General features: G+C 73.0%; 13 protein-coding genes. 5 read left to right on the top strand and 8 right to left on the bottom strand.

Annotated elements, in window-relative coordinates:
- Nucleotides 1-30: 30 nt before the first annotated feature.
- Entirely contained in the window at nucleotides 31-666 is a 636-nt protein-coding gene (gene cofC / locus ACWEN0_RS19595) for a 2-phospho-L-lactate guanylyltransferase (RefSeq protein ID WP_451975042.1), read from the bottom strand.
- A gap of 937 nt (nucleotides 667-1,603) precedes the next feature.
- On the opposite strand from cofC, the gene ACWEN0_RS19590 reads away from it, so the two are divergent.
- The 3 genes from ACWEN0_RS19590 to ACWEN0_RS19580 all read left to right on the top strand — a co-directional run bounded on the left by ACWEN0_RS19590 (nucleotide 1,604) and on the right by ACWEN0_RS19580 (nucleotide 4,019).
- Nucleotides 1,604-2,323: a lysophospholipid acyltransferase family protein gene (locus ACWEN0_RS19590; RefSeq protein ID WP_451975040.1), complete on the top strand. Its 720-nt coding sequence runs from the start codon at nucleotides 1,604-1,606 to the stop codon at nucleotides 2,321-2,323.
- Complete coding sequence (locus ACWEN0_RS19585; RefSeq protein WP_451975038.1) at nucleotides 2,323-3,339, top strand: NAD(P)H-dependent glycerol-3-phosphate dehydrogenase; 1,017 nt, start codon at nucleotides 2,323-2,325, stop codon at nucleotides 3,337-3,339. The genes ACWEN0_RS19590 and ACWEN0_RS19585 overlap by 1 nt, the downstream gene beginning before the upstream one ends.
- Nucleotides 3,340-3,539: 200 nt before the next feature.
- Nucleotides 3,540-4,019, top strand: a complete 480-nt coding sequence (locus tag ACWEN0_RS19580; RefSeq protein WP_451975214.1) for a cysteine dioxygenase — start codon at nucleotides 3,540-3,542, stop codon at nucleotides 4,017-4,019.
- A gap of 5 nt (nucleotides 4,020-4,024) precedes the next feature.
- On the opposite strand, the gene ACWEN0_RS19575 is transcribed toward ACWEN0_RS19580, so the two are convergent.
- The 6 genes from ACWEN0_RS19575 to ACWEN0_RS19550 all read right to left on the bottom strand — a co-directional run bounded on the left by ACWEN0_RS19575 (nucleotide 4,025) and on the right by ACWEN0_RS19550 (nucleotide 8,814).
- Nucleotides 4,025-5,002: an asparaginase gene (locus ACWEN0_RS19575; RefSeq protein WP_451975036.1), complete on the bottom strand. Its 978-nt coding sequence runs from the start codon at nucleotides 5,000-5,002 to the stop codon at nucleotides 4,025-4,027.
- 13 nt (nucleotides 5,003-5,015) lie between these two features.
- Nucleotides 5,016-5,840 carry a class I SAM-dependent methyltransferase gene (locus tag ACWEN0_RS19570; RefSeq protein ID WP_451975034.1) on the bottom strand — a complete coding sequence of 275 codons (825 nt, stop codon included), beginning with the start codon at nucleotides 5,838-5,840 and terminating at the stop codon, nucleotides 5,016-5,018.
- Nucleotides 5,837-6,217: a VOC family protein gene (locus tag ACWEN0_RS19565; RefSeq protein WP_451975032.1), complete on the bottom strand. Its 381-nt coding sequence runs from the start codon at nucleotides 6,215-6,217 to the stop codon at nucleotides 5,837-5,839. The genes ACWEN0_RS19570 and ACWEN0_RS19565 overlap by 4 nt, the downstream gene beginning before the upstream one ends.
- 63 nt (nucleotides 6,218-6,280) lie before the next feature.
- Nucleotides 6,281-7,021, bottom strand: coding sequence for an FAD:protein FMN transferase (locus ACWEN0_RS19560; RefSeq protein ID WP_451975030.1), 741 nt, complete (start codon nucleotides 7,019-7,021; stop codon nucleotides 6,281-6,283).
- Complete coding sequence (locus tag ACWEN0_RS19555; protein ID WP_451975028.1) at nucleotides 7,018-7,458, bottom strand: FMN-binding protein; 441 nt, start codon at nucleotides 7,456-7,458, stop codon at nucleotides 7,018-7,020. Before ACWEN0_RS19555 ends, ACWEN0_RS19560 begins: the two co-directional genes overlap by 4 nt.
- 9 nt (nucleotides 7,459-7,467) lie before the next feature.
- Nucleotides 7,468-8,814 (bottom strand): ferredoxin reductase family protein, encoded by a 1,347-nt coding sequence (locus ACWEN0_RS19550; protein WP_451975211.1) that lies wholly within the window; start codon nucleotides 8,812-8,814, stop codon nucleotides 7,468-7,470.
- Between the two features lie 148 nt (nucleotides 8,815-8,962).
- On the opposite strand from ACWEN0_RS19550, the gene ACWEN0_RS19545 reads away from it, so the two are divergent.
- Both ACWEN0_RS19545 and ACWEN0_RS19540 read left to right on the top strand, forming a co-directional pair.
- Complete coding sequence (locus tag ACWEN0_RS19545; RefSeq protein ID WP_451975208.1) at nucleotides 8,963-9,676, top strand: response regulator transcription factor; 714 nt, start codon at nucleotides 8,963-8,965, stop codon at nucleotides 9,674-9,676.
- A complete protein-coding gene (locus ACWEN0_RS19540; RefSeq protein WP_451975026.1) occupies nucleotides 9,673-11,097 on the top strand; it encodes a sensor histidine kinase in 1,425 nt (474 codons plus the stop codon). Before ACWEN0_RS19545 ends, ACWEN0_RS19540 begins: the two co-directional genes overlap by 4 nt.
- Here the strand turns inward: ACWEN0_RS19540 and ACWEN0_RS19535 are convergent, their stop codons facing one another.
- Entirely contained in the window at nucleotides 11,098-11,742 is a 645-nt protein-coding gene (locus ACWEN0_RS19535) for a pyridoxamine 5'-phosphate oxidase family protein (RefSeq protein WP_451975024.1), read from the bottom strand.
- Nucleotides 11,743-11,749 lie beyond the last annotated feature (7 nt).

The raw sequence follows: 11,749 nt of genomic DNA, 5'->3' as shown, positions 1-11,749 counted from the left end.
CGCGCCGAATTGCGCAGACCGCGGTGAAGGTCAGGTGAACAGCTCAGCGGAGGTTTCGCCGAGGCGTGCGGCGGTGTGTTTCCCGACACCCAGGCCGCGCGCGTGGGCGAGGTCCCCGGGCGTGTCGACATCGCTGCGCAGGGACGGGAAAGCGCCGCCGAGCGCGACGGCTCCGGAGCCGCGGTGCGCGCCCGCCGAGCCGGGGCCGAAGCGTGGGTCGAGGGGCGCGCCGGGCGCGGACAGCAAGAGGGTGGTGCCGGTGCCCTGCCGGTCGGCGACGAAGGCCCGGCGGTGGTCGGCCTCTTTCAGCGCGGCCGAGAGATCGCCCGCGCGCAGGGCGGGGAGGTCGGCTTGCAGCGCCCCGACGACGCCGTGGGGGTCATCGGCGCGGAGCAGGGCCTCACCGTGGCGAAAGGCGGCGTTGAGGGTCTTCTCGGCCGGCTCGGCGACGATCTCGACCCCGAGCTCGCCCAGCTCGGCGACGGCGTCGGGATCGGACGCGACGAGCAGCACGCGCCGGACGTGCGCACTCGACGTCACGGCGGCGAGGGTGTCGGCGGCCAAGGCCAGGACGAGCCCGGGGTGCAGTCCGGGGTCGACGGCACCACGCAGCCGCGACTTGCCGTCACGGGGGTGTTTCATCGGCACGACCAGGTCCACGTCCACGTGTCCATCTTTACCCGAAACGGCGCAGGCGCGTCGGCGGACGGGCGAGTTGTCCACAGGTGGTCCGGGTTGTGGACAACTCGGGGTGCGGGGTGTTCGAGCCGGGGTTTCCGTCGGTGGGGGTCGATACGCTCGAGACGGGGTGGCCCCCAGGGAGGGTGGGCTTGCGTTGTGTGGGGCGGGGGCCGGCCGGAGCACGAACCGCGGCGACGCGCGGGTGGACCGGGCCTGGTCGCAGGCTGGGTGGGTCGCCGGGCCGGGGTGCTGGTGGCGTGGCCGCCGAGCCGGCCGGGAGTGGCGCTGGGCGTCGAACCTGGCCGGGCCGGGTGGGGTGCCGCCGGGCGTGAGGGGCGCCGCTGGGGTGGGGCGGGTGGCGTGGCCGCCGAGCCGCCGGGAGTGGTGCTGTGCGCTGAACCTGGCCGGGCCGGGTGGGGTGCCGCCGGGCGTGAGGGGCACCGCTGGGCACCGGGCCTGGCCGGGCCGGGTGGGGCGCCGCGGGCCTGAGGGGGGCACCGCTGGGGGTGGGCGCCGAGTGGCGTGGCCAGCCGGATTGGGCTGGGCGCAGCCTGGCCGGGCGCCGGGCGCCGGGCGCCGGGCCAGGCCGGGACGAGGTGGGGCGCCGCGGGCCTGAAGGGGGCACCGCTGGGGTGGGCCGAGTGGCGTGGCCGGCCGGATTGGGCTGGGCGCAGCCTGGCCGGGCGCCGGCGGCCAATCCCGAGCACTTGACCGGCCGCGAGCAGGTCTTCCGTGGCTTGTCGTGAGTGTTCGGGGCGGTTCTGACACTCATGGCAAGCCACACCGACGCAACCCCCGGCCGGATCGCCGAGCCGGGCCCACGGCTGCCCCGGCCGCCCCGGTCGAGGGGCCGGGTCGTGGCTGAACCCACCCTCCCTGGACTGGCCCGACCCCGGCGCGGCAGGATCTGGGGACCTGAACCGTGGAGGAGGAGATCGTGGCCCGGCGTGAGAAGGGCGGCTTCTGGGTGGGGTTGGCCGCCGCCGTGTTCTACCCGCTCACCGGTATCGCGCGGCGGGTTTACGTCGGGAACGAGAAGGTTCCGCGGCAGGGGCCCGCGCTGCTCGTGCTCAACCACATCTCGCACCTCGACCCCGTCGTCGACGCCGTGTTCGTGCACCGGCAGAAGCGGGTTCCGCGCTTCCTCGGGAAGGAAAGCCTGACCCGGACGCCGATCTTCGGGAAGGTCTTCGTCGGGTCCGGGCAGATTCCCGTCTCGCGCGGGTCGGCCGCCGCCGGGGACAGTCTCAAGGCCGCCCACCAGGCCCTCCAGGAGGGGAAGATCGTCGTCATCTACCCCGAGGGCACCATCACCAAGGACCCGGCCGGCTGGCCGAAGGAGTCCTTCACCGGCGCCGCGCGGCTCGCGCTGCAGAACGACGTCCCCGTGATCCCGATCGCCCGCTGGGGCACCAGCCAGCTCTTCAACGGCTACACCAAGAAGTTCAAGCCGTTCCCGCGCAAGACGATCACCCACAACGTCGGCGACCCCCTCGACCTCTCGGCCTACCGCGAAGGCAGCGCGCGCAGCGCGTCCAAGCTGCGCGAGGTCACCAAGGTCATGATGGACGAGGTGACCCGGCTGCTCGCCGAGACCCGCCACGAAGAACCGCCGGCGGCGAAGCCGGAGGACCCGGCCTGATGCGCGCCGACGTCCAGCGGGTCACCGTCCTCGGGGCCGGTTCGTGGGGCACCGCCTTCGCGAAGGTGCTCGGCGACGCCGGCCGCGACGTCACGATGTGGGCGCGCCGCGAGCAGGTCGCCGACGACATCCGCGAGCGGCACGTCAACAGCGCCTACCTGCCCGGCGTCGTGCTCCCGGAGAACATCACCGCGACCAGCGACCCCGCGAAGGCCCTCGAAAGCGCGGAGGCCGTCGTCCTCGCGGTGCCCAGTCAGAGCCTGCGGGCGAACCTCTCGGCGTGGCGCCCCCTCCTGCCGCCGGACGCGATCCTCGTCAGCCTCGCCAAGGGCGTCGAGCTCGGCACGCTCAAGCGGATGAGCGAGGTGATCGGCGAGATCGTCGGGATCGACGCCGGCGACGTCGTCGTGGTCACCGGGCCGAACCTGGCCAAGGAGATCGCCGCCGGGCAGCCGTCCGCGTCGGTGCTCGCCTGCGCGGACCACGAACGCGCCGTCGCGATCCAGCGCGCCTGCGCCAACTCCTACTTCCGCCCGTACACCAACACCGACGTCGTCGGCTGCGAGCTCGGCGGCGCCTGCAAGAACGTCATCGCGCTCAGCACCGGGATGGCCGCCGGCCTCGGCCTCGGCACCAACACCATGGCGACGCTCATCACCCGCGGCCTGGCCGAGATGGCCCGCCTCGGCGCCAAGCTGGGCGCGGACCCGCTGACGTTCGCCGGGCTCGCCGGCGTCGGCGACCTGGTCGCGACCTGCTCGTCGCCGCTTTCGCGCAACCGGACCTTCGGGGAGCGCCTCGGCCGCGGCGAGACGCTCGAACAGGCGCAGGCGGCGGCCGGCGGGCAGGTCGCCGAGGGCGTGATGTCGTGCTCGTCGATCCGTGCGCTGGCGCAGAGCGTCGGTGTCGACATGCCGATCACCGACGCGATGCACCGCGTCTGCCACGAAGGCGTCGACCCGCGGCAGGCGGGCGCGGAGCTGCTCGGGCGCTCCCAGAAGCACGAGTGGTCCTGACGGTGTGACCTACCGCCCGGATGCTGGGAGCGGCTTGACCGGTCCCGGGCGGTACGGAACGCTGGGTGCCATGTTCGCGTACGAGATGACTGAGCTGCGGGGCCGCACGGGCCTGCGCGCCGTCATGTGCGCGTGTCGCTGTTGTCGGTGAACCCCGCCCCGGCCCAGCTCGACACCCTTCTTCTTCCGTGAGGACCCTCATGTTCGCCGTTCCGGACAACACCCTGCTGCGTCCCGAGAACCCCGCGCTGCGCCACCCGGTGCGCGTCGCGCTGGAGTTCGCCGCCGACCGCGACCGCTGGAAGCACCTGCTGCGCTACGACCCCGACCAGCGCTTCGCCGCGCTCGTCGCGAAGGACGAGCAGCAGGAGGTCTGGCTGATGAGCTGGCTGCCCGGCCAGCGCACCGACCTGCACGACCACGCGTTCGCCAGCGGCGCGTTCACGCTGGTCACCGGCCGGCTGACGGAAGCCGTGGCCCGCCGCGCGCCGGACGGCCGCGCGGTCACCGAGCTGCACGCGCTCTCGGCGGGGCAGTCGCGCGTGTTCGGGCCGGGGTACGTGCACGAGGTCCGCAACGACGGCCCCGACCCGGCGATCTCGCTCCACGTCTACCGGGACGCCGAGCGCACGATGCGCTCGTACCACCTCGACCCGCTGGGCGGCCCGGTCCTGGACTGAACCGCTCAGTCCAGGTCCCCGCGCAGGCGGAACTCCCGCTCGATCGCCGATCGGTCCGCACCGGACGCCAGCAGCGCGTGCAGCAGGATCCGGGCCTTCCGCGCGTCCAGCCAGCCGGCCATCGTCGCGCCCAGCGCGATCAGGCTCGACTCCGAGCCGTGGAAGCCGTACGTCGAGCGCAGCGTCGGGCCCGCGCCCGTCCGGGACGCGACGACCACCGGCAGCGACGGCACCAGCCGCGCCACCACGTCGGCGGTGCCGGAAGAGACGTGCCCGACGCCCGTCGCCGCCACCACGATCCCGCGCACGCCCGGCTGCGAAGCCAGGTACGAGAGCACCTCGCCCGAGTCGTCCAGACCCGCCTCCACCACGGGGACCAACCCCGAGAAGTCCGTTCCCCCCAAGGAAGGCAGCCGCGGCGGCGACGGGTGGAAGTAGTGCACCGCCTGCTCGACGACCATGCCGAGCGGCCCTGCCGGCGCCGAGGAAAACGCCTCCAGGTGGCTCGTGTGCGCTTTGCGGACCCAGCGCGCCGCGTGGACGTCGTCGTTCAACGTCACCAGGGCGCCCCGGCCGCGGCTGCGCGGGTCGGCCGCCACCGTCAGGGCGTTGCGCAGGTTCGCGGGGCCGTCCGGGCTGAGCAGGCCCGCGTTGCGCATCGCCCCGGTGACCACCACCGGCTGCTCCGACGGCCAGCACAGGTCCAGGAAGTACGCCGTCTCCTCCAGGGTGTCCGTGCCCTGCACGACGACGAACCCGTCCGCGTCCTGCTCCAGCCCCCAGTCGCGGCAGCGCAGCAGCGTCGCGAAGTCCAGCGACGCGCTGCCGACGCCGGCCAGCGTCTCGGCCAGGACGTCCATCGGCAGGTCGCCGAGGCCGCCGAGCAGCTCGGCCGCGCCCAGCCGGGGCACGGCGCCGCCTTCGCCGGCGACGGGGGCCATCGAAATGGTGCCGCCGAGCGTGGCGACCGCGATCAAGGGCATGCGCCCACCCTATTCAGCCGCCCTTGACGGCCTGGAGCGTGTAGCTCGCCGCGACCCGCCGCGGCTCGTCCTTCATCCGCCATTCGTCCGCGTCTTCGTCGTGCGCCATCTGGCCGGGGATCGCGTTCCACGGGACGCTGTCGTGCTCGGTGAACCCGGTCAGCGTCAGACCGTTGTCCAGCAGCGCCGTGATGATCTCGCCGAGCGAGTGGTTCCACGAGTGGCTGACGCTGTTCTCCAGGCGCCGGTCGGTGGTGACGTACGTCTCGGGCTCGTCGAAGACCAGCGGCTCGGCGTGCTCGAAGTACGGGTACCGCGGCACCGCCGGGTCCGCCCGCTCGTCGAGCGCCCACAGCATCGGGTGCCCTTCGCGGACGAACAGCCGGCCGCCCGGCCGCAGCAGCCCGGCGACCACGGACGCCCAGCGCGCCGCCGAAGGCAGCCAGCACAACGCGCCGATCCCGGTGTAGACGAGGTCGAACCGCCCGGCCCCCAGGACTTCGACGGCGTCGTAGACGTTGGCTTCGTGGAAATCGACCTCGACGCCCGCCGCCGAAGCGAGCCGCCGTGCTTCCGTCAGCGCCGCGCCCGAGAAGTCCAGGCCGCTCATGGCCGCGCCCAGCCGGGCCAGCGAAACCGTGTCCGTGCCGATGTGGCACTGCAGGTGGACCCCGCGCAGCCCGGCGACGTCGCCCAGGCGCGGCCGGTCGAAGCGCACGACGGCGCTCAGGTGCGCCGGATCGGAGGCGAACCGCGAGAACGCGTAGTTCGGCGACGCCGCGTGCAGCGTCGCGCGTTCGTCCCAGTTGGCCTTGTTGACGGCGAACGAGTCGGTCACGACGTCGCCGCCCGTTCGGCCGCGCTGCGCAGCACGCAGAACTCGTTGCCTTCGGGGTCGGCGAGGACGGCCCAGCCCGTGCCGTCCGGCTTGCGCAGGTCGTTCACCAGCGTCGCGCCCAGCCCCAGGAGCCGCTCGACCTCTTCGTCGCGCGGGACATCCGGGCGGAGGCAGACGTGGAGCCGGTTCTTGACCGTCTTCGGTTCCGGGACCCGCAGGAACAGCATGTCGATCCCGCCTTCGAGCTCGATGCCGACCTCGTCGTCGCCGGGCTGGTCCCCGTCGGGGATCGGCTTGCCGAGCACCTGGCTCCAGAACTGGCACAGCGCATAGGGGTCGGCACAGTCGACGGACACGTGCAGGACGGACGACGGCATGGCGCTCCTCGAGGTCGGAAGATCCCCAGTGTGGAGGAGCGCCCGGGCGAGGGGCGAACCGATTTAGGACGCCAGGGCGAGGCCCGCCGTCCGGTGCACGCGGCGGCTGTCGTCGACGATGAGGATCTCGCAGTCCGGCCGGTCGGCCGCCCACGTGATGCCTTCGGCGCCCATCGCGAACGCCGCGGTGGCCAGGGCGTCGGCGGTGACGAGGTCGCCGGCCACGACGGTGACGCTCATCAGCCCGGTCGCCGGCGCGCCGGAGCGGCCGTCGAGGATGTGCGAGCCGCGCTCGTAGGCCGCCGACGTCGCGATGGCGCCGTCGCGCGACTCCAGCACCGCGCACACGGCCAGGGGCTGCTCGGGGTGGCGCACGCCGACCCGCCACGCCCGACCGGGTGCCGGCTCGCCCGCGGTGACGACGTCGCCGCCGGCGTTGAGGCAGAACGTCGTCGCGCCTTCGGCCCTGAGCATGTCCGCGGCGCGCTGCACGGCCCAGCCCTTCACCACGGCGCACGGGTCGAGGCCGCGGCCGGGCAGCCGCGCGCGGAACGCGCCGCCGGAGAGCTGTTCGTAGTACGCGCAGAGTTCGAGGACTTCGATGAGGTCGTCGCTCAGCCCGGCGGCGGTGAGCTCGCCGCGGTCGTACCGGCTGACCTCACTGTCCTCCTTGAACGGGCTGAACCGGGCGTCGACTTCGCGGAACCAGACGAAGACCTCGTCGACGATCTCGGCGAAGTCCCCGTCGTCCCGCAGGTCCAGGGAGATCGGCAGGCCCATGACCTGCTCGACGCGAGTGGTCATCTGCTGCCCCGGGCGTCGATGGCCGCCTGCAGCGACTTCTTGTACGACTCGCTCGTCTCGGTCGCGCCGGTCACCGTGTCGATGTCCGCGCTCTGCGCCTTCATCGCCTCTTCCTGCAGACGCGGCAACGCCGTGAGCGCGCGACCGTCGTCCGGGGCCTGCAGCAGCGTGATCACCGACAGGCGTGAACCCGTGAAGGTCACCTGGACCTGGACGGTCCCGTAGTTGCCCGACTCCGCCGAACCCCGGGTCGTGACCGTCGCATCGGGACTGTCCGGAGTGGACGAAGCAGGCGGTGTGGCCGAGGGGGACGGTGCCGTGACGCTCGGCGGCGGCGCGGCCGTGGCGGCGGTGTTGTGCACCGGCCCCGGCTCGAACCGCCAGACCGCGATGAACCCCGCGATCGAGAGCATGACGACGAAAATGGTCCTCTTCACCACGTCCCCCTAGGCCGCGAGGCTGAAACGTTCGGCGTGCACCTGGGTCTTCGGCACCTTCAGCTCGCGCAGGCTGCGCAGCACGGCCGCCGTCATCCCCGGCGGCCCGCACACGAACACGTCCCGCTCGTGCACGTCCGGCACCATCATGTGCAGGTTGGCCGGGCCGAGCATCGTGCCGCGCGGGCCGACCGCCTGGTCCGGTCCGGTGAGGACGCTGACGACCGCGCCGCGCGCCTTGGCGAGCCCGTTCAGCTCCGGCAGCAGCACCGCGTCGGCCTGGGTGCGCACCCGGTAGAGCACGACGACGTGGCCGTCGATGTCCTCGAGCAGCGCGCGGATCGGCGTGATGCCGACGCCGCCCGCGACGAGCAGCGCGTTCGGCCGCTGCTGGTGGATGGTCGTGAACGCGCCGTACGGGCCTTCGGCGAACACGCGCGTCCCGACGCGCAGGCTGCGCAGCGACGCGCTGGAGTCTCCGAGCGCCTTCGCGGTCAGGCGCAGCGTGCGGCCGTCGGGTGCGGCCGACAGCGAGAAGGGGTTGGCCTGCCACCAGCGGTCCTTCGTGAGGAACCGCCACAGGAAGAACTGGCCGGCGCGCGCGGGCATCCTGTCGAGGTGCTTTCCGGTCATGTACACCGAAACCACGTCCGGCGCTTCGGAAACCACGGCCGTGACGCGCAGCTGGTGGCGCAGGTTCCGCCACAGCGGCAGCACGACGCGTCCGGCGAGCACGGCGGCGCCGGCCGTGAGCCACATCGTCCACCAGTAGGCCTTCGCCACCGGGGCACCGGCGAACGACGTGCCGAGCGCGATCTGGTGGGTGAACGCCAGCACGATCGCGGCGTAGGTGTAGAGGTGGATGAAGTGCCAGGTCTCGTACGCCAGCCGCTTGCGTGCGAACTTCGCCGAAGCCCCGCCGACGATCAGGATCACCGCGAAGGCGACCAGCGCGCGCAGGATGCCTTCGAGCTGGTTCGCCATGTCGACCAGCTCGTCGACGACGCCCTTGCTCGAGACCTCCGCGTAGCCGAACACGATGAACACCAGGTGCGCCAGCAGGGTCCACAGGATCGTGAAGCCGGTCCAGCGGTGCCACGACGTCAGCCGGTCCATCCCGATCCGCCGGTCCAGCCACGGCAGCCGGGCCACGAGCAGCAGCTGGACCGCCATGGCCAGCGCGCCGTACATCCCGGCCAGCCTGCCGATGCTGATCAGCACGTTGTCCGAGAGGCCGGCCTGTGCGAACAGGGCGGTGACGGCGGCCACGTTGGCGCCCACGAGGAGGAAGAGGCCGGATTTCGCGGCGATCCGGGGGCGGATCGCCGGGCGCGTGGCCTCGGCGGTCTGCGTCATGGTGGTCACACGGATTCCTGCTCGGTTCGGTTCACGAAGATCAGCCTCGCGGCGGAATCTGTGGCGAGTCTGGGTATCGCCTGTCGGATTCCTGTCGGCCCGCGGTTCCGCCTCGCCCGCCACGCGGCCGCCGGGAGAAGATGGGGTGGTGCAGCCCGCCGAACCCGTGCGCCTGCTCGTCGTCGACGACGAGCCGCACATCGCCGACCTCGTCGCCACCGTCGCCCGGTACGAGGGCTGGCAGGCGGTCACGGCCGGGTCGGGGAAGGCCGCGCTGAGCCGGGCCGCGGAGTTCGGGCCGGACATCGTCGTGCTCGACCTGATGTTGCCCGACCTCGACGGCTTCACGGTGCTGGACCGCCTGCGCGAGCACGGCAGCGCGGTGCCCGTGGTGTTCCTCACGGCCAAGGACGCGACGTCCGACCGCATCGCCGGGCTCACCCGCGGGGGTGACGACTACCTCGTGAAACCGTTTTCGGTCGAGGAGCTGATGGCCCGGTTGCGCGCGGTCCTGCGGCGCAGCACGGGCGTCACGCACCAGGTGGTGACGCGCGGAGCGGTCCTGCGCGTCGGGGACCTGACGCTGGACGAGGACACCCGCGAGGTCCGCCGCGGCGAACGGCTCGCCGAGCTGACGCCCACCGAGTACGAGCTGCTGCGCTACCTCATGCGCCGGTCGCCCGCGGTGCTCACGAAAGCCCAGATCCTCGACCACGTCTGGGAGTACGACTTCGGCGGCCGGTCCAATGTGGTCGAACTGGTCATCTCGCACCTGCGGCGCAAGGTGGACGCGGGCGACGGCGAACCGCTGATCCACACCGTGCGCGGCGTCGGCTACGTCGTGCGCCGGGCCGGCCGGTGAAACGCTTCTTCGCCCGCTGGTACGGGGCTTGGCAGCGCACGCGGCTGGGCACCCGGATCACGCTCGGCCTCGGCGCGCTGGCCCTGGTCGTGTTCGCGGTGGTCGGCGTCTCGATGGTCGGGATCATGCACGGCTACCTCGACCGGCGGCTCGACGAGCAGCTGACCAAGAGCCAGAACCAGCAGCTGCCCCAGCTGCGGGAGACGCACGGCTCACCGCAGTCGATCTACTCCTGGTACTCGGCGCTGTACAAGGTGCGCGAGGGCGTCGCGACGCCCCAGCCCGGCGGCCGGCTGCCCGGGGACGCGCAGCCGCTGGCGAAGATCGCCGCCGACGCGGTCGACGGCGACGTCACGCGCACCATCACCCTCGCCGACGACGGGCCGTACCGGGTGCGGGCGTGCCCGGTGGACAACGGCTCGGTGCTGCTGAGTGCCGCCCCGCAGAAGGACCTCGACGCCACCGTCCAGCAGCTGGTCTGGGTCGAGGTCGGCGCCTTCGCGTTCGCCCTGGCCGTGCTGCTGGTCGTCGGACGGCTGGTGCTGCGCCGCGGCCTGCGCCCGCTGGCCGACATGGCCGGCACCGCGCACGACATCGCCTCCCACGACCTCACCGCGAACGCGGACCTGCCGGTGCGGGCGGCGGGCTCGGGCGGCGGCGCCGAAGTCGAGGAGCTGCGGACGGCGTTCAACGTGATGCTGGCCCACATCGACACCTCCCTCTCCGCGAAGACCGAGGCGAACGAGCGGCTGCGCCGGTTCGTCGCGGACGCGTCCCACGAGCTGCGGACGCCGCTGACGTCGATCCGGGGCTACGCCGACCTTTTCCGCTACGCGGCGGCGAACGAGCCGGCGGAACGCGAGGCGCACCTCACGAAGATCCGCGAGGAAACGGCGCGGATGACCGTCCTCGTCGACGACCTCCTGCTGCTGGCCCGGCTCGACGCCCGGGCCGCCGAGACGCCGCTGCGGCCCGAGCGCGTCGACCTCGCCGAGCTGGCCGGGGACGCGGCGGACGCGTTCACCGCCGGCCGCCCCGACCACCCGCTGACGTCCGCACTCGCGGCGGCGCCGGTGGACGCGGACCCGCTCCGGCTGCGGCAGGTGCTCGACAACCTGCTGGCCAACGCGGCCGTGCACACCCCGCCGGGGACCGCGGTGCACGTCTCGGTGACGGCCGGCGGCCCGCATGCGGTGGTTCAGGTGACCGACGCCGGGCCGGGGATCGCGCCCGCCGACCAGGAGCGGATCTTCGACCGCTTCTTCCGCGTCGACGATTCCCGCACCCGCGGCCACGGCGGCACCGGGCTCGGGCTGTCGGTGGTCCAGTCCCTGGTGACGGCCCACGGCGGCACGGTCTCGGTGGAGTCGGAGCCGGGTCGCACGACCTTCACCGTGCGGCTCCCGTTGGCCCGGTCGTGATCACTCACGACCGGTGACGTGGGCCGGCGTCGACCAGCCGGGGGAGAGGTCGGCGGACGGCTCGGGCGCGCCGAAGACCGTCCGCACCGGCAGCACCCCGGCCCAGGCGCTGTCGGCGTCGAGGTCCTCCTGCTCGTCGTCCGGGCCCTCGGCGCGCATCTTCACCGACGCCTCGGCGAGGTCCAGGGCCAGGACGCTGACCGACGCGAACTCCTTGGCGTTGACCTCGCGGGCGTGCTCCCACGAACCCGGCGCGAGGTGGTCGGTGAGCACCTTGAGGCCGTGCAGCTTAGCCTCGGCCTCGACCACCGGCGCCGCCTTCCCGAAGATCACCGCGCTGCGGTAGTTCATCGAGTGGTTGTTCACCGACCGCGCGTAGACGATGCCGTCGAGCAGGGTGACGGTGACGCAGACGTCGAGGTCGCCCGACGCCGTCCGCAGGCTCGCCGCGCCGGTGGAACCGTGCAGGTAGAGCGTGTCGCCGTCACGGCCGTAGCCGGTCGGCAGGACCAGCGGCACGCCGTCGCGGACGATCCCGAGGTGGCAGATCAGGCCCTCGTCCAGGACGTCGTACAGCACGGACCGGTCGGTGACGGCGCGGTGCTTCTTGCGGCCGAGCGTGGTGCGGGGCGTGGTGGACAGCATGCGACCA

The sequence above is a fragment of the Amycolatopsis sp. NPDC004378 genome (assembly GCF_053602455.1).
This window is presented reverse-complemented; position numbering and strand designations above follow the sequence as displayed.